This is a genomic window from Pedobacter namyangjuensis, assembly GCF_003313325.1.
Classification (GTDB): Bacteria; Bacteroidota; Bacteroidia; order Sphingobacteriales; family Sphingobacteriaceae; genus Pedobacter; species Pedobacter namyangjuensis.
Map to the genome: position 1 here is coordinate 104,080 of NZ_QMHQ01000004.1, position 16,874 is coordinate 120,953.

Genomic DNA, 16,874 nt, shown 5'->3' on the forward strand with positions numbered 1-16,874 from the left:
CTACTCCCAAGTTATCGTAGTCCCATTTTCTGTCGGGCGACCGGTGCAAACTAGAACTCTTCCATTTGCCACTTCTTCATCGGTTAAAACTTCATTATAATCCATTCTTACGCCACCGCTTATGCAGGTAGCAGTACAGGTGCTACAAACACCGCCACTACAACTGTAGGGTAAGTTTATTTTATTAGCCAAAGCCACTTCCAAAATCCTTCTAGGCCAAGGTATTTCCAATTGATGGATATTACCTCTAAAATGTAAGATTACGCTGTAGGTGTTTTTATCCACTACTTTCTCGGTTGCATCATCCTCATCTACTTCATCTTCTGGCAACACAAACGTTTCTCGCTTAACCTGTTGAGGTTTAAAACCACTACCTAAAAGCGTAATTCTGCAAACGTCCATGTAGTCTACTGGTCCGCAAGTATAGCATAGCGCATCTTCCTTATTAAATTCTAAAAATTCTTTCGTTAACTGGTTGATTAAAAATCCATTCAACCTTGCTCGTAAAAGGTTTTTAGAGTTGCTAAATAAGTGTATTACGTTTAACCTATCGGGATATTTTAACTGCCATTCTGCTATTTCCTCTAAAAACAATGTGTCGCTTGCAGAGCGGCTGCTGTAAATGAGTACGATTTTAGATTTTGACTCTTTAATCAACGCCGTTTTTAAAATAGAAAACAAAGGTGTGATGCCTACTCCAGCGGCAAACAAGAATATTGTACGTTGAAGATTTTTGTCAACTTCGTAGGTAAACAATCCGTTAGGTTCTGCAATTTCAACCTCATCTCCTACCCTTAACTGATGATGGATAAATCTTGAAATTTCCCCATTCTCTACTAGTTTAACGGCAATAGCAATCGGTTCCTCAACATCTGGCGAACTACAAAAAGAATACGATCTTCTGAGTTCTCTTTCCGCAAACTTAAACACTAAGGGCAAAAACTGACCAGCAACATAATTCAGTTTCTCGCCATTTAAGGTTTCGAAACAGATTTTTATTACCTCAGTAGGTTGTGGTATTACAGCTATTACTCTAAGTTTCTGCATAGACATTTTCGAAATTAATAAAAATCTTCAAAGGCTATCTAAAAATAAAAAAGCCATTAAGTGTTTCGGATAAAATAAAATAAAAAAGCCATCCCTTTTTGTGGATGGCTTTCAGCTTAATTTAAGTCAAAAAATTATTCTGCGGTACTGGTGTTATTTCCAGTGTAAGCAAGTAAAGCTTTTTGGTTTTTATAACCATTACGTTCTGGATTTTCCAAGATTTCTTTCATAGAAATGAGCTTGTAAACATATCCCCCTGTTTCTCTGTTAAGCTTCATTTTGAAATAATTATCCTGATTTTGCCTGTTGATTTGCTTTCTCATATGACCATCGCCTACATTATAGGCAGCGGCCACTAAAGTCCAGCTATCAAAAATGCCATACAACTCTTTGATGTACTTGGCAGCAGCGATAGTAGATTTACGAAGATTTTTACGCTCATCTACTTTACTATTAACCTTTAAACCGTACATACGAGCAGTACCTGGCATAAATTGCCAATAACCGGCTGCACCTTTGGGCGATGTTCCGCCTTGCAAACCTGATTCTACAAGTGGCATGTATTTAAAATCGTTTGGAATACCATAAGCAGCCAAAATAGGCTCTATAATAGGAAACCATTCTTGTGCTTTGCGGTGCAAACGATTTGTCTGCAGACTTTCGTAACCGTAAGAAGCTAAAACACGCTTCATTTTGCCGGTTATTTTCTTATCGCCCATAGGCAAAGATTCTTCTGCAAATTCTAGTTGAGCTATGGTAAATGCTGGCTCTTCAGCAGGGGTAACTATAGGGGTGGGATTGTTGTTTTTTTGACTTGTTTTTACTTCTGGTAGTGTGTAAGCAAACACTTTTGCCATAACCAGTAATGATAAAATTACCGTACATGGAATGAGGTGTTTCTTTAGCATCTTCCTCCTTTTTTTGGTGAACAATTATTTTTGGTGCGACAAAGGTAAAAATTATTTATCTAATTATCAAATAGTTACGAAAATAACTGCCAAAATCAAGCTTTAAAGCGGTTTAAACTAAGATTTTAAAAACATCATTTTAACACATTTTTTACTTATTTGATTACATCATTTTTAGTATCTTTGCGCCCCGTATGTTTTGTACGGGCAAAATCGTATCATGATAAAAAACAATAACAGGAACAGTCGGGATGACAAGTCCAAATCGGGCAAACCAAGTGGAGGTAGAAGAACTACTAGCACAAGTGATGACAAACCCAAAAGTAAGTTTGGCGATAGAGATGAGAAAGACGACAAACGCAAATCTGGTTTTGTAGCAGGAGATAAATCGGCTTACAAACCAAGAACTTCGAGAGATGGCGATTCTAAGCCTTACTCTCCAAGATCATCTGCTGGAAAAGACTTTAAACCACGCACAGATAGAACTGGCGAAAGCAGAGATTACAAACCTAGAACAACTCGCGATGGCGATTCAAAGCCATATACTCCTAGAACTGGAGCAGGTAAAGACTTTAAACCACGTACCGATCGATCTGGCGAAAGCAGAGATTACAAACCTAGATCTGAATCTAAAGGTGGTTTTAAACCTTGGGAAAAGAAAGATAGTGGAAACGCTGACTACAAACCAAGAGCGTATAAAGAAGGTAGTTCTAGAGATGATTCTTCAGAAAAACGTAGCTACGTTAAAAAAGACAACTATATAACAGACGGCGACAAATCTAAATTCGCTGATAAAAAAGGTAGCTCATCTAGAAGTACAGATAGCCGCCCATACAGAAAACGCGATGAAGGAGACTTTAAACGTAAAGATGATCGTGGCGAAAGAGTTGCGCCTACCACTAGAGCCAGAAAAACCGCAGAACCTAAAGACGATGGCTTAATTCGTTTAAACCGTTACATTGCCAACTCTGGTATTTGTTCTCGTCGTAAGGCTGATGAACTTATTGAAGCTGGTGTAGTTTCTGTAAACAATATTCCAATTACAGAACTTGGCCACAAAGTAGACCCATCTAAAGACGAAGTTCGTTACAATGGCGAATTGTTAAAACGCGAAAAGAAAGTTTACGTTTTATTAAACAAGCCGAAAGATTATATCACCACAACTGAAGATCCGCAGGAGCGTAAAACAGTTATGCAATTAGTTGAAAAAGCTAGTCGCGAACGTATTTACCCTGTTGGTCGTTTAGATAGAAATACAACAGGATTAATTTTAATGACCAATGACGGAGATTTAGCAGACAAGCTTTCTCATCCTAAAAATGGAATTACTAAAATTTATCACGTTGAGTTAAATAAGAGCTTAAGCCAAGGCGATTTCAACAAAATTCAGTTCGGTTTAGAATTAGAAGATGGTTTGATTAAACCAGATAATGTTTCTTACGTTGCCGGCGCAAGCAAAAAAGAAATCGGTATTCAAATACACAGTGGTAAAAACCGCATTGTTCGTAGAATTTTTGAGCACTTAGGGTATGATGTTGTAAAACTTGACCGTGTTGTTTATGGCAACCTTACTAAAAAAGACTTGCCACGTGGCAGATGGAGATTTTTAGAAGATCATGAGTTAATTCAAATCAAACATCTTATCAAATAAGATTTTAAGATATAATTTAAAAGGTCGCTAAGTTTAAACATAGCGACCTTTTTTTATAGCTACAAAGTCAATTCTTCAATAAATTTGCTCGCACTTTTTTTCTTTGCGTACTTTGCAACAAAATAAAATAGAATGAAGAAATTACTGTTATTACTCGCAACTTCCTTTTTAGCACAACAAGCAAGCGCTCAAAGCTACAATTTGTTAATTGGTACTTATACCAACAAAACTACTAGTGAAGGAATTTACACTTATGATTTTAGCAGTAAAACAGCCGATGCAAAGCTCAAAAGTATTGCTAAAAATGTAGCAAATCCTAGTTTTTTAACGCTAAGCGATGACAAACAATATGTTTATAGTGTAAACGAAACTGGCGAGAGCAGTACGGTAAGTGCTTTTGATTTTGATAGCAGATCGGGTAAATTAAATTTCTTAAACAAGATGCAATCGCAAGGTGCAGACCCATGTTATATAATTGCAAATGGAAAAAATGTAATTGTGGCCAATTATTCTGGCGGTAGCATTGCCGTTTTTGCAACTGAAGGGAATGGGCAACTTTACAACGCAAAGCAAGTTATAAAACATACTGGCAAAAGCATTGATCCTTTAAAAAGACAAGAAAGTGCACACGTACATCAAGTATTATTAACGCCCGATAAAAAATATTTAATAAGTAATGATTTAGGTGAAGACAAAATCTATCTATACAACTACGAAGAAAGGAGCAAAAGCTTAACATTAACACCAAAAACTATTATCAATACAAAAGCAGGCGCTGGTCCGCGTCATTTAACTTTTAGTCCGAATGGGAAATTTGCTTATCTAGCACACGAGTTTGATGGAATAGTTTCTGTTTTCAGCTATAAGGATGGCACACTTACCAAAATACAGGATATCGGCACCACTGCCAAAGAATTTAAAGGGAAAATTGATGGCGCAGACATCCATATTTCTGGAGATGGAAAATTTTTATACGAAACAAACCGAGGCGATGCAAACACAATTAGCACTTTTCGCGTGTTGCAAGATGGGAAACTAGAACTTGCAGAAATTACCAGCACTTTAGGAAAAGGTCCCCGAAATTTCGCAATCGATCCGAGTGGCAAGTTTCTGCTGGTTGCGCACCAATACACCAATAACGTTGTTATTTTTAACAGAGATAGTGCAACTGGTAAACTAACCGATAGCGGAAAAAGAATTGAAGTAGCTGCGCCTGTTTGTTTGGTTTTTACTAAGTAAACACCCGTATTCTTACTTAAATAATATTACGATGTTGCGAGACCTTGGCATCAAACTAAAATTCTGTTAACGCATGTTGTATAATACTTCGTTCTTTGCAATAAGGATCTTGTAAAACCTACGCTCCTGCTTTAGATTTTTCTAGGATCTCAGTATAAAAATCGATGTACAAGGGCAAAATTTTCTTCAGATCGAAGTCCTTGGCTCTTGTAAGCGCATTCTCCTTGAAGTATTTTAGCGTGTCTTCGTTTGATAAAATGGTAATTGCCTTGTTTGCCATATCATCAACATCGCCTACGTTGCACATATAACCGCAAAAATCATCAACGTTTAATTCTGGCAAACCACCAGCATTAGAAGTAATTACCGGAACCTTGCAAGCCATAGCTTCCAGCGCAGCCAAACCAAAACTTTCCGATTCAGAAGGCATTAAAAACAAATCCGATACTGATAAAATCTCCTCCACCGCATCTTGTTTACCTAAAAACCTTACATTATCATCAATATTTAATTCTCGGCACAAACGCTCGTTTGCAGTACGCTCCGGACCATCGCCAACCATTAATAATTTAGACGGGATGCGTTCTTGAACTTTCTGGAACATTCTAATGACATCCTCTGTACGTTTTACCTTTCTAAAATTTGAGGTATGGATAAGAATACGTTCGTTATTTGGCGCAATGGCCTTTTTAAAATGATCTTTTGGCTGTAGACTAAAACGACTAAAATCAATAAAGTTATGGATAACCTTTATGTCTTTTTTAATATCGAAATGTTTGTAGGTATCTTGTTTTAAATCCTTCGAAACTGTAGTTACACCATCGCTCTGGTTAATAGAAAAAGTTACGACAGGTTTATAGGTTGCATCTTTACCTACTAAAGTTATATCTGTACCATGCAAAGTAGTTACAAACGGAATGTTAATACCATAAGTAGCTAAAATTTGCTTGGCCATAAAGGCAGCCGACGCATGCGGAATAGCATAATGTACGTGTAGGATATCCAACTGCTCAAATCTAACAACGTCTACCAGTTTGCTTGCCAAGGCAGATTCGTATGGAGCGTAGTCAAATAGCGGATAATCTCTAACAGAAACCTCGTGATAAAACAAGTTTTCTGAGAAAAAATCTAATCTGGCAGGTTGGCTATACGTTATAAAGTGAACTTGATGACCCTGGTTGGCAAGCGCCTTGCCCAATTCTGTTGCCACAACGCCACTACCGCCAAAGGTAGGATAACATACTATTCCTATTTTCATTACAATGTTGCTAATACCGAATTAAATCGGCAGGGCAAATTAACTTATATCTTATTTAATTTGTGTTATCTATTGGTAATAATATTGATGATTTAGAAACAAAAATGGCCTCCGTTGTGGAAGCCATTTTTGTTTATTTATAATCGAATACGATATAAGGTTTTTTGTAGGTAAGTTTTCGCTCTTCTGCTTTAATCTCATTTCGCAAATTCTCAACCTTTTCAATTTGTTTGTTGTAGCGATCTAAAGCCTTTTGCGCATCTACCACATCACTCTTTGCCTTTTTAGCAATCTTTTCTGCTGCTTTCGCATCTAAATTTCCCGCCTTGGTTTTTTCCGCTGCATCTGCCTGATCTTGTGCTGAAGCTTTTACATTCCCTTCAGCTTCCAAAACTTTTATGCGAAGCTTCTCCACATCGTTCTCTTCTTCGGCCTCTTTAATTTTCAAACTCTGGAGTTTTGCACTTGCTTTAACAGCTTCTAACCTAGCCATTAAAACGCCAACCGAATCTTTAGAAACCTTGGGCGTAAAAGTTTGCGCATTTGCAAAACTGCCTAAGCATGCCAAACAACCTAACAAAAACCCTATCTTTTTCATATCGTTTTAGTTTACGTTTTCGCTAAATTTCAATTGCTGATCCATTTTATCAATCTTAACTTTTAACTTCTCTATGTCAGCATTTAGTTTGTTGATTTTTTGTTGGGTTGATAAAAGATTGTCGGTAAGTTTTTGTGCTCTTCTAGCATCACTATAAGAATCTTTAGCAGCCTTACTTGCTTTTTTAGCTAACTTCTTGTCGGCGGTATTTGCATTCATCTTGTTTGCAGCATCTTTGCTCTCTACGGCCGATTTTGCCGAACGCTCATTAGCTCTAGCTACATCATCTTCCAATTTAGGCATCTGCGTATTAAGCTCGGTTAATTTTATTTTAAGCTTGTTTAGGTTGGTCGTTTCCTTTAGTAGAGAAGCTCTTGTTTTTAAAACATCGATACTTACTGGCGGAGTTGTGTTAGTTTGTGCATTAGCAACGCTTGCAAAAAACAGCATTGCGAAAATGCCTAATAGAATTCTTGTATTTTTCATTGGACAATTAGTTTGCATAAATAATGCAATTAAAGTGCCCTATAGCAAAATACCGCAAAACAGCTTGTCAGCAAGGTCTTTCAGGGTAATCGAGAATATTTGTATTGATTTTTGGGGAAATTATTCCATAAAGCGTTAGCCTTTCATTTCGTTTTGAATAACCAAATACATTTCGTTGGGGCGTTGCGTACCAATAAAATACTCTAAACCATCTCTATCGGTAAGTACAACAGCATCTCGGCCAGAAGAATAAAAGCGGATACTACCTTTTCTGTGCAAATTGTAAACCGGATTGTTAAAAATATAATTACTATAAGTAGCCTTGCGAACTTTTACAATGCTGTTTAAATCAATTTTTACAGGTTTCGATGACCATAACCCATCAATAATTACCAGCTTGTTTTCTATTTTAATTTTATACTGAATCAGAAATAATAAAATTATAGAAACACCGATAATACCAAAACCAACCACCAGAAACAAGTCAACAGTATGGTCGCGGTCCCTTTCGTAAACGTAAGCGGCAAAACAGAATGCAGCCATAACCAATCTTATCGCAATGCGGATGTAATCTCTGCCGATATACTGTTTCTCGATATAGCTGTTTTTCTGATCCATTGTACTGCTAAGCATCAATTCGCCTACTATTTTTTTTATTGGTTTGACAATTCGAATATAGCAACTTTTTTTGTTGTTGCATTTACTTTATACCTGTCGTCTTGGCGTAAGCCTGCAACCCAAATAACTTCGCCGTTTCCATTAATTAATAAAATTACACGTTCTTTTTGTGGTAGCGGAATTTTCTGGTTGATGAGGAAATCGCTTAGTTTTTTAAAATTATGCATCCCCAGTGGCATAAACCTATCTCCTTCTTGTTTATAACGAATTATTAGCGGAAAAATAAGTTTATCAGCATCTACAAAAGCTTTAAATTTATTTGCTTCAAACAACAAACTATCGGTTTTAAATAAAGAAATTTTCTGGTTGTCAACCAACTTAAATTCTTCGTTAATATGAAGGAAATGATGTTCAGTTGACGAAGCTTCTGACAGTTTTGAGATAATTACAGCTGTCCTATCAATAGTCGCCCGATGTGTTTGGCTGTAAAAAGAAGTTCCCGACTGTTTAGCTAAAGAATCCAAAATTTCATCAGCTACGCTTTCTGTAAAACTAAAGGGCTTTATTAACTCGTAAAACAATAATCTTTTTGGAGTTAAGTTCTCAATTGAAGCCAAGTCATAAGAAACATCATCGTTTTCTCGTTTCTCCAATTTTTGGCGTGTTTCGGCAACAACTTGTTTTAGAACTTGTTCCGTTTCTGCAAAGCGGTTTATATTTTGAGCAAATGTGCGCTCCAAATTAGGATTTATAGCCTGTAGATGGGGAACAACGTTTAACCGAATACTATTTCGAGCATATTTTGTAGTTTGGTTAGAACTATCTTCTACAAAATCCAAACTATTATCTTCTACAAAATCTTCAATCTCCTGTCGGGATAAAAATAGTAACGGACGAATAATGAAATCCCTTTTAGGTAAAATACCATGTAACCCGCTAATACCTGTACCACGAGTTAGGTTTAGCAAAAGCGTTTCTATTGCATCGTTTTGGTGTTGCGCTACTGCGATAAATTGATAACCATTCTGCGCTCTTATTTCTTCAAACCAATTGTAGCGCAAGGTTCTGGCCGCCATTTGCGTAGAAACATGGTTTGTTGACGCATAAGATTTCGTATCAAAATGCGCAACATGAAAAGGGACATCTAAAGTATGTGCCAGTAACCGAACAAAACTCTCATCGCGTTGCGCTTCATCGCCCCTTAAATTAAAGTTGCAATGGGCAATACTAAAGTTGTAGTTACACTGTTTAAATAGCTGTACCATTAAAACAGAATCCTTGCCACCGCTAACTGCCAACAAAATCTTATCATCTGCCGAAAAAAGGGCATTGGTTTTGATGAAGTCGCTAAACTGTTGCAGAGGTAACATGTTTCAAAAATACCATTAAATAACAAATATATTCTAACGAATATTTAAGCAAAAACATAACTTTGTACCGTGCATAAATTACGTATCTTACTGTTATTGTTACTAATGCCTAGCGTATTGTTTGCGCAAAAGCGAAGCATTATTAATTTACTGAGTTCTACCAGTGTTAGGGGCGATGTAAAAAGGAATATCAATTATCTTAAAAATCCAGTATTTCAGCACGACAATGCAATTTTAACTTGCGATAGCGCTGTTTTCTATAAGGACCGTAATTTCTTCGAAGCTTTTAAAAATGTTCATATTAACCAGGGCGATACTGTAAACATTTATTCTGACTTTTTAGATTATGATGGCAATAAGAAAGTTGCCAACCTAAATAGCAATGTTCGAATGATTGATGCAACATCTACCCTAACTACCAATAAACTGATCTATTTTATGGATACTAAAATTGGCAGGTATGTAGATGGCGGAAAAATTGTAAATAAAGAAGTAACCATTACCAGTAAAAATGCTTGGTATTTTTCTAACTCCAGAGATGCATGGTTTAGGTACAATGTTAATGTACAAACGCCACAAACGGTTATAAAATCAGATACCTTACGCTATAATACGCTAACCGCTTGGACGTATTTCTACGGTCCAACCAATATCAAAGGCAAGGATGATAATCTATATACCGAAAACGGCTCTTACAATACCAGAAACGAAAATGCATTTTTCGGGAAAAAGAACCTATACACACAAGGAACCAAGTCTTTAAAAGGCGACAGTTTATTTTATAACGGTAAAACCGGATATGGAAAGGCTATAAAAAATATTGTTTTTAAAGATACTTCCGATAAAATGATTTTATACGGTCAGTTAGGCGAATATTACAAAGTTGACGAAAGGATTGTAGTGACACAAAACGCTTACTTTGGAATGGACACCAAAGATTCTGTAACCATTAAAGACGTTAAAAGACCAGACACGCTTTGGCTTGGCGCCGATACTTTAGAAGCGCAAAAAGTACTGCAGCAAACCTTAAAATTATTGGTTAAACCTGTTGTGCTAAAGGATAACGAATTAGGTGTAGAGGAAGAAAAAGCAAAGGCCGAAAAAGAGAAAGAAAAAGCCGAGGCTAGAAAACTGGCCGCCGAAAAAGCACAAGCCACGCCGGCAAAACAAGCAGTTAGTGTTGCTGATAATAAAAAAGGCAGAAAAGATAAAAAGGCCGATAAAACAGCTAACGAACTCGTGAGTTTACCACCGCCAACGGTTTTAGATTCTGTAAAAAAAGTTATAGACTCCGTAAAAACCGATAGTCTGAAAATAATAATTCCAAAATCTACGCAGCCAGTTGTTGCAAAAACTGACAGTGTAAAAAATGCCATAAAACCTATCTTTCCCAACAAGGCTGCCAAGGATATGGCATCGCCTTTGGCAAAAAACAACGCAAAAATTGATACGACTAAAAAGCTGAAATTAGGCAGCACAAAAATTTCAAATCCACTTGATACAACGCGTACCAGGGTTATTAAAGCCTTCCACAATGTGCGGGTTTACAAATCAAACATGCAGGCTACTGCCGATTCGTTGTTTTACACCGCTGCCGATTCTGCTTTAAGATGGTACAAAAATCCAATGCTTTGGGGAGAAGGTTCGCAGCAAACTGGCGACACCATACATGTATTTTTTAAAGGAAACAAACTACACAGCTTCCAAGTGTTGCAAAATGGTTTTATCGTAAATGTAGAAACAGATTCCACCAAATTTAACCAAGTTAAAGGGACAATAATTACTGGTTTTTTTAAAGACGGTAGTCTTAAAAACATGTATGTTGATGGCAATGCAGAAAGTATTTATTATACCAAAAACAATAAAGACGAATACGACCACATGAACCAATCTGTAAGCAGCAGAATTAGGTTTAATTTTGATAAAAAAGAGCTTACAGATATAGTTTTTATTAAGGAAGGCGAAGGTGCAGCCTATCCCATCGATAAATTGCCAAAGGAAACTACGCTGACAGGTTTTATTTGGAAACCCGAATCTAGGCCGAAAAGCAAAGCCGAAGTAATTAAAGGCAATGCGAAAGTTAAAGCTCCGGCCGTTAAGAAACCAAGTGCTACAACCAAAAAAGTTACGCCTGCAGTTAAACCGCCAGCTACCAAAACAAATGTTGCCCCAAAAACAGCAGTTAAAACTGTAGAAACTAAAACTACCAAACCTCTAGACAGCGCAGTGCTTTTAAAACCAGCAATTAAAGCAGATACGGTTAAGAAAACAGTAAGCGGTAATTAAGCTTCTTGCAGAAAAGCGATTAATTTTTGCATCGCGATGGCTCTATGGCTAATGCGGTTTTTCTCGGCACTATCCATCTCGGCGAAAGTTATATCGTAACCGTCCGGTACAAAAATCGGGTCGTAGCCAAAGCCGTTCTGCCCCCTTGGTTCGGTTACTAACTTGCCAAAAATCACTCCTTCGAAAAGGTAGTTTGCACCGTTTTTTATAAGTGAAATTACGGTCTTAAATCTAGCATTTCGGTTGTTTTCACCTTCCATTTTTTGCAAAAGATAATGCATGTTTGCCTCGTCGCCTCTTTGCCCGCTATATCTTGCAGAATAAATGCCGGGTTCGTTATTTAAGGCATCAACCTCTAAACCACTATCGTCTGCAAAACAATCCATTTTAAAATGGCTAACCACGTAAGAACTTTTTAGCGTTGCATTTTCGGCAAATGTATTTCCCGTTTCCGGTATATCAACGTCGCAACCAATATCTTTTAAATTCAGCACCTTATATTTCGGGCTCAAAATAGCGCTAACTTCTTTAGTTTTATGTTCGTTATTTGTGGCAAATACCAATTGATTTTCCATTATTTAAGCTTTTGTAAACTGGTCCACAAGATTTTTTTGGTCTCCTTGTCGGCACTCAAGTCGTGAAGATTTGAAGTAAAAACCATTTTAGCATCAGCCGTTAAACTAAGCTGATTTAACGGATAATCGACGCCCAACTGTTGCGGCGAAACCCCAAACGAAAGCAAAATATCAAACTTAAAAAACGCTTTAAGTTCATCAAGTTTTGCATCGCTGTAATTTGTATAATTTAAAACAGCAAAATCATCATTTTTAAACTGTATTGCATCAACCAAATTACGTAGCAACAAATTGCCTTCGGCAGTGCTTACTTTATTTGCTTTATCATTAACCAAAATCAAAACCCCTTTTAAGTATTTTCCTATGTAGGCAAACTTGCGTGGTTCTGCAATTGGAGCATTGGTTTTCTCCACTAGTGGAATGCTTGATATTGGCTCGGCAACAACACTTGGCGTAGCCACCGATTGGGTGTAAGAAACTGGCGTAACCGGCTTTGCATCTGCATTTTTAGTTTCATCTTTTACCAAATAAACATCATCTGTAAAAAATAAACGCAAAGCTTCGGCGTTACTAGTAAGTTGGTTAGCCATCCCGTTGGATTTTAATGAAATAATTTTCTGTTAAAATTAGTTAAATATCTTATTATAGCGCCTTAATTTGTTACTTTTATCCATTAAAAATTATAGCTGTTGTCTTTTGTGAGAAAAGTCTGTTGCATTTTTATTTCATGTTTTATTGCCCACGTTGCTTTTGCGCAAAATGTTGCCTCCGTTAATGGTAAATCTATTAGTAGCAAAGAGTTTATGTGGGTGTATAAGAAAAACCACGGCGGTTTAACCAATGCAACTTACCAAGAACTGAGCAATTACCTAGACCTTTACATCAATTTTAAATTAAAAGTTATAGACGCCAAAGCGGTAAATTTAGATGCCGATACCGCCTATAAAAAAGAGATTAATGGTTATGAAAGTGCGTTAAAAAAGCAGAAAAAAACTTCTCCGAAAAACGTTGATTATGATTTTATAATGAATGAGTACCGCGAAGGTGTTTTAATGTTTAACATTTCTGAAAGAAAAATCTGGAGCAAATCTCAAGAGAACGAATCGGAATTACATAACCTTTATACCAAAAACAAGAGCCAATACGCTGGCAAAAGTTATGAAGAAGCCAGAGGCGATGTAATTGCATCTTATCAAGATGAGCTGGAAACGGCGTGGATTAAAACTTTAAGAAACAAATACAGCGTAAAGATAAACCAAGATGAGCTTAGAAAGCTAGCCAAGCCATAAGCCTTTGGGATAATAATATTAACTTTGCAAACGAAAATTTAAGTGAACAAGAATACAATGAAGAAATTTTTATGGATGGCAAGCGCATTAATTTGCTTGTTTCTAAATGTAAACGCTCAAAAAGCCAACTTAGATAAAGTGGTTGCCGTAGTTGGAAGTAATATTATTCTACTTTCTGACTTGAATCAGCAATATGCTATTTACTTAAATCAAGGAAATCCGGCAGACGAAAAAGCTAAATGCTATTTTTTACAGCAAATGCTTGTTCAAAAATTGCTTAAGCAACAAGCAGAAATCGATTCGATTATGGTTGAGGAAACCCAAGTTGATGATGCTTTAGATAAACGTATGCGTTACCAAATACAACGTATGGGCGGGCAAGAGCGTTTAGAGCAATTTCTTCAAAAATCTGTATTGCAATATAAAGACGAAATGAGACCAGAAATTAAAGAAGGTCTTATTGCTGAAAAAATGCAACAGAAAATTACCGAAAATACAAACGTTACGCCTTTAGATGTTAAAAAATACTTTGAAACCTACCACAAAGACAGTTTGCCAGATATTGGTACTGAAGTTGAAGTTGGTGAAATTGCATTGTATCCAAAACTTACTAAAGCCGAAAAACAAAAATATTACGATAAACTAGATGCTATACGTTTACGTGTTAAAAGTGGCGAAGACTTTGCTTTCTTAGCTAAAACCTATTCAGAAGATCCGGGTTCTGCATCAGAAGGTGGCGATTACGGTTTTATCGACAGAACAACCATGGTAAAAGAATTTACAGCTTGGGCGTTTAAACTTAAAGCCGGAGAAATGTCGCCAGTATTCGAAACAGATTATGGTTACCACATTGTTCAGGTTTTAGAGCGTAGAGGCGAGCAAGCACACGTTAGGCACATTTTAATTAAACCGCAAACTACACCAGCGAGTTTAGAGCGTGTTAAAATGAAAGCAGATAGTATTTTTAAAGATATTCAAGATAAAAAATTGCCGTTCTTTACTGCCGCATCACTTTATTCGGACAACAAAGAGACACAGTATAATGGTGGTATGATGTTATATTCAGACAATCAGACTTCTAGAACAACATTTATCCCGGTTGAGAAATTAGACCCATCGGTATTTGTGGTAATAGACACCATGAAAGTTGGAACAGTTTCTAAACCTGTTTCTTTCAGCAGTGAAAAAGATGGAAAAGAAGGTTATAAAATTTTCTTATTAAAATCTAAAATTCCACCTCATAAAGGAAACTTAGAACAAGATTATCCTAAATTTAAAGAAATAGCGCAAAGCGAAAAACAAGCTAAAGTAATGAGCGAGTGGTTTCAAAAAAGAAGAGAAACTACGTATATTAGAATCGACGAAGAGTTTGAAACCTGCGATGAGATGAAGCTTTGGGTTAATAAGGATAAAGAGAAAAAATAGTAAATGCAGTTTAACAACGAGGTAGAAGCCGTAGACGCCCTGCACCAATCTTTCAACAAAATACAAGCCGAAATTGGCAAAGTTGTAATTGGCCAGGATGAAATTATTAAATCGGTACTGATTGCTATTTTTAGCAACGGACACTGTTTATTAGTCGGCGTGCCGGGATTGGCAAAAACCTTGTTGGTACAAACCGTAGCTAGTGTATTGGATCTGAATTTCAACCGTATACAGTTTACGCCAGATTTAATGCCTAGCGATATTATAGGTGCAGAAATTTTAGGAGAAGACCGCCATTTTAAATTTATAAAAGGACCAATTTTCTCTAACATTATTTTGGCCGATGAGATTAATCGTACACCGCCGAAAACGCAAGCTGCCTTGTTAGAGGCCATGCAAGAGAAAGCGGTTACTGCGGCAGGTTACACGCATCAACTTCCACAGCCATTTTTTGTGTTGGCTACGCAAAACCCTATCGAGCAAGAGGGAACTTACCCCCTACCAGAAGCGCAACTAGATCGTTTCATGTTCAACATCAAGTTGGATTATCCAACTTTTGCAGATGAACTAACCATTGTAAAAAATACTACGAGCAACCAAAAACCTACGCTCGAGAAAATAATTTCGGCTTCTGAAATACAATATTTTCAGACTTTGGTTAGAAATATTCCGGTTACAGACAATGTATTGGAATACGCCGTAAAACTAGCTGCTAAAACCCGTCCGAATACCGCTTACGCTTCTGAAGCTATCAACAACTACATTTCCTGGGGCGCTGGTCCTAGAGCATCTCAATTTTTGGTTTTAGGTGCAAAATGCCATGCTGCCATTTCCGGTAAGTATTCGCCAGATATTGAAGATGTACAAGCCGTTGCCGAAGCAATTTTACGCCATCGTATTGTGCGTAACTACAGAGCAGAAGCCGAAGGTTTGTCTGTAGAGGATATTATTAGAGGGTTGTTTTAGCGAATATAAATAATTGTAATTAATTATCTGGTCTGGCATTCTCTAAAACTAATACAGTTCGCTTATCAAGAATTATATTTCCAAATGCATCAAAAAGGTCTAATGATAAACTATTCTGAAACTTACATTTATAGTGAACAACCGACGACTTGTCCCAGGTGCGGTACGAGGTCTGAAATTATATTGAACCTTGCTCATACGACTGATAAAACTGACATTCATCTTTGCCCTCAATTAAATTGCAACTATGAATTCGTTATGCAATATGATCGAGATTTTGATAACGGCTCGCTATTATGAAAGCAGGCCAAAAATTATGGACAAGAGACGAATTAATATTGACTGTAAATTTATACTGTAAATTACCGTTTGGTAGATTACACAGCTCAAATCCAGAAGTAATTCATCTGGCAAACCTTATAGGACGAACGCCAAATTCAGTAGCATACAAACTTGTCAATTTTGCAAGTCTTGACCCAAGTTTAAAAGCAAGAGGAATTAAGGGAGCTTCAAATGCAAGTAAATTAGATGCTGAAATTTGGAATGAATTTTTTAACAACTGGGATCTTCTACCTTTTGAAAGCGAGAAATTATTAGCAAATTTTGAACATACTACCATTGAGCAACTAAATCATATTCCTGAATTTGAATTACCAAAAGAAGGTGTAATGAGAGAACAAATTGTAAAAGTTAGAGTTAATCAATCTTTTTTTAGAAGTTCAATATTAGCTTCTTACAATAATACTTGTTGTATTACCGGAATACAGCAACCCGAATTTTTGATTGCAGGACATATTAAACCTTGGAGCATTGATGAAAAGAATAGATTAAATCCTCAAAATGGAATTGCAATTAATGCACTTCATGATAAAGCTTTTGAAACGGGTTTGATGACAATAACAACTGATTTTAAAATTAAAATTTCGCCTGTATTATTCAAGCAAAGTAAATCAAAATCTATTGATGAATATTTTTTAAAGTTGGATAGTCAAGATATTATTTTACCATCAAGATTTCTACCAGATATAGAATTTTTAAAATATCATAACGAATTTCGTTTTAAACACTGATCCTGCATCGAGAATACAAACCAAAAGACCGAGCTTAGTTTAAATTACAAAGCATTTATATCGATTAGCGAACACCTTTAGTTCATAA

At 36.5% G+C, this 16,874-nt stretch carries 16 protein-coding genes; 7 read left to right on the plus strand and 9 right to left on the minus strand.

Annotated elements, in window-relative coordinates; all coding sequences use genetic code 11:
- Both DUT69_RS16100 and DUT69_RS16105 read right to left on the minus strand, forming a co-directional pair.
- Window positions 1-1,047 (minus strand): ferredoxin--NADP reductase, encoded by a 1,047-nt coding sequence (locus tag DUT69_RS16100; RefSeq protein WP_113654575.1) that lies wholly within the window; start codon window positions 1,045-1,047, stop codon window positions 1-3.
- A 134-nt stretch (window positions 1,048-1,181) separates the two neighbouring features.
- Window positions 1,182-1,955 carry a lytic transglycosylase domain-containing protein gene (locus DUT69_RS16105; protein ID WP_113654290.1) on the minus strand — a complete coding sequence of 258 codons (774 nt, stop codon included), beginning with the start codon at window positions 1,953-1,955 and terminating at the stop codon, window positions 1,182-1,184.
- 220 nt (window positions 1,956-2,175) lie between these two features.
- Between DUT69_RS16105 and DUT69_RS16110 the strand changes: the two genes are divergently transcribed.
- Together DUT69_RS16110 and DUT69_RS16115 are read left to right on the plus strand one after the other, a co-directional pair.
- On the plus strand, window positions 2,176-3,606 hold the full coding sequence (locus DUT69_RS16110) for a pseudouridine synthase (RefSeq protein ID WP_113654291.1): 1,431 nt from the start codon (window positions 2,176-2,178) through the stop codon (window positions 3,604-3,606).
- Window positions 3,607-3,738: 132 nt separating this feature from the next.
- Window positions 3,739-4,845: a lactonase family protein gene (locus DUT69_RS16115; RefSeq protein WP_113654292.1), complete on the plus strand. Its 1,107-nt coding sequence runs from the start codon at window positions 3,739-3,741 to the stop codon at window positions 4,843-4,845.
- Between the two features lie 118 nt (window positions 4,846-4,963).
- On the opposite strand, the gene bshA is transcribed toward DUT69_RS16115, so the two are convergent.
- From bshA to tilS, 5 genes are all read right to left on the minus strand, one after another.
- A complete protein-coding gene (gene bshA / locus DUT69_RS16120) occupies window positions 4,964-6,103 on the minus strand; it encodes an N-acetyl-alpha-D-glucosaminyl L-malate synthase BshA (protein WP_113654293.1) in 1,140 nt (379 codons plus the stop codon).
- Window positions 6,104-6,236: 133 nt separating this feature from the next.
- Window positions 6,237-6,701: a hypothetical protein gene (locus tag DUT69_RS16125; protein WP_113654294.1), complete on the minus strand. Its 465-nt coding sequence runs from the start codon at window positions 6,699-6,701 to the stop codon at window positions 6,237-6,239.
- Between the two features lie 6 nt (window positions 6,702-6,707).
- Window positions 6,708-7,187 (minus strand): hypothetical protein, encoded by a 480-nt coding sequence (locus DUT69_RS16130; protein ID WP_162796334.1) that lies wholly within the window; start codon window positions 7,185-7,187, stop codon window positions 6,708-6,710.
- A gap of 135 nt (window positions 7,188-7,322) precedes the next feature.
- Window positions 7,323-7,820, minus strand: coding sequence for a hypothetical protein (locus tag DUT69_RS16135; protein WP_394341260.1), 498 nt, complete (start codon window positions 7,818-7,820; stop codon window positions 7,323-7,325).
- Window positions 7,821-7,840: 20 nt separating this feature from the next.
- Window positions 7,841-9,175 (minus strand): tRNA lysidine(34) synthetase TilS, encoded by a 1,335-nt coding sequence (gene tilS / locus DUT69_RS16140; protein WP_113654297.1) that lies wholly within the window; start codon window positions 9,173-9,175, stop codon window positions 7,841-7,843.
- Between the two features lie 105 nt (window positions 9,176-9,280).
- On the opposite strand from tilS, the gene DUT69_RS16145 reads away from it, so the two are divergent.
- Window positions 9,281-11,461 carry an OstA-like protein gene (locus DUT69_RS16145; protein ID WP_113654576.1) on the plus strand — a complete coding sequence of 727 codons (2,181 nt, stop codon included), beginning with the start codon at window positions 9,281-9,283 and terminating at the stop codon, window positions 11,459-11,461.
- Here the strand turns inward: DUT69_RS16145 and DUT69_RS16150 are convergent.
- Window positions 11,458-12,036 carry a non-canonical purine NTP diphosphatase gene (locus tag DUT69_RS16150; RefSeq protein ID WP_113654298.1) on the minus strand — a complete coding sequence of 193 codons (579 nt, stop codon included), beginning with the start codon at window positions 12,034-12,036 and terminating at the stop codon, window positions 11,458-11,460. The genes DUT69_RS16145 and DUT69_RS16150 overlap by 4 nt on opposite strands.
- Complete coding sequence (locus DUT69_RS16155; protein ID WP_113654299.1) at window positions 12,036-12,626, minus strand: hypothetical protein; 591 nt, start codon at window positions 12,624-12,626, stop codon at window positions 12,036-12,038. The genes DUT69_RS16150 and DUT69_RS16155 overlap by 1 nt, the downstream gene beginning before the upstream one ends.
- Before the next feature lie 108 nt (window positions 12,627-12,734).
- Here DUT69_RS16155 and DUT69_RS16160 point away from each other — a divergent pair, with 108 nt between their 5' ends.
- The 4 genes from DUT69_RS16160 (at window position 12,735) to DUT69_RS16175 (ending at window position 16,786) form a co-directional block, all read left to right on the plus strand.
- Window positions 12,735-13,325 carry a hypothetical protein gene (locus DUT69_RS16160; RefSeq protein WP_113654577.1) on the plus strand — a complete coding sequence of 197 codons (591 nt, stop codon included), beginning with the start codon at window positions 12,735-12,737 and terminating at the stop codon, window positions 13,323-13,325.
- Between the two features lie 57 nt (window positions 13,326-13,382).
- The gene (locus DUT69_RS16165) at window positions 13,383-14,750 is read left to right on the plus strand and encodes a peptidylprolyl isomerase (RefSeq protein WP_113654300.1); all 1,368 of its coding nucleotides are present in this window, start codon (window positions 13,383-13,385) and stop codon (window positions 14,748-14,750) included.
- Window positions 14,751-14,753: 3 nt separating this feature from the next.
- Window positions 14,754-15,716 (plus strand): AAA family ATPase, encoded by a 963-nt coding sequence (locus DUT69_RS16170; RefSeq protein WP_113654301.1) that lies wholly within the window; start codon window positions 14,754-14,756, stop codon window positions 15,714-15,716.
- Window positions 15,717-16,012: 296 nt separating this feature from the next.
- Window positions 16,013-16,786, plus strand: coding sequence for an HNH endonuclease (locus tag DUT69_RS16175; protein ID WP_113654302.1), 774 nt, complete (start codon window positions 16,013-16,015; stop codon window positions 16,784-16,786).
- Window positions 16,787-16,874: the final 88 nt, after the last annotated feature.

Bases quoted from the DNA above. Each gene is read 5' to 3' on its own strand.
- DUT69_RS16170 (WP_113654301.1), top strand. From the start codon at position 14,754: ATGCAGTTTAACAACGAGGTAGAAGCCGTAGACGCCCTGCACCAATCT.
- DUT69_RS16150 (WP_113654298.1), bottom strand. From the start codon at position 12,036: ATGGAAAATCAATTGGTATTTGCCACAAATAACGAACATAAAACTAAA.
- DUT69_RS16175 (WP_113654302.1), top strand. From the start codon at position 16,013: ATGAAAGCAGGCCAAAAATTATGGACAAGAGACGAATTAATATTGACT.
- DUT69_RS16105 (WP_113654290.1), bottom strand. From the start codon at position 1,955: ATGCTAAAGAAACACCTCATTCCATGTACGGTAATTTTATCATTACTG.
- DUT69_RS16135 (WP_394341260.1), bottom strand. From the start codon at position 7,820: ATGCTTAGCAGTACAATGGATCAGAAAAACAGCTATATCGAGAAACAG.
- DUT69_RS16110 (WP_113654291.1), top strand. From the start codon at position 2,176: ATGATAAAAAACAATAACAGGAACAGTCGGGATGACAAGTCCAAATCG.
- DUT69_RS16100 (WP_113654575.1), bottom strand. From the start codon at position 1,047: ATGCAGAAACTTAGAGTAATAGCTGTAATACCACAACCTACTGAGGTA.
- DUT69_RS16155 (WP_113654299.1), bottom strand. From the start codon at position 12,626: ATGGCTAACCAACTTACTAGTAACGCCGAAGCTTTGCGTTTATTTTTT.
- DUT69_RS16115 (WP_113654292.1), top strand. From the start codon at position 3,739: ATGAAGAAATTACTGTTATTACTCGCAACTTCCTTTTTAGCACAACAA.
- DUT69_RS16165 (WP_113654300.1), top strand. From the start codon at position 13,383: ATGAAGAAATTTTTATGGATGGCAAGCGCATTAATTTGCTTGTTTCTA.
- DUT69_RS16145 (WP_113654576.1), top strand. From the start codon at position 9,281: ATGCCTAGCGTATTGTTTGCGCAAAAGCGAAGCATTATTAATTTACTG.
- tilS (WP_113654297.1), bottom strand. From the start codon at position 9,175: ATGTTACCTCTGCAACAGTTTAGCGACTTCATCAAAACCAATGCCCTT.
- DUT69_RS16125 (WP_113654294.1), bottom strand. From the start codon at position 6,701: ATGAAAAAGATAGGGTTTTTGTTAGGTTGTTTGGCATGCTTAGGCAGT.
- DUT69_RS16130 (WP_162796334.1), bottom strand. From the start codon at position 7,187: ATGAAAAATACAAGAATTCTATTAGGCATTTTCGCAATGCTGTTTTTT.
- bshA (WP_113654293.1), bottom strand. From the start codon at position 6,103: ATGAAAATAGGAATAGTATGTTATCCTACCTTTGGCGGTAGTGGCGTT.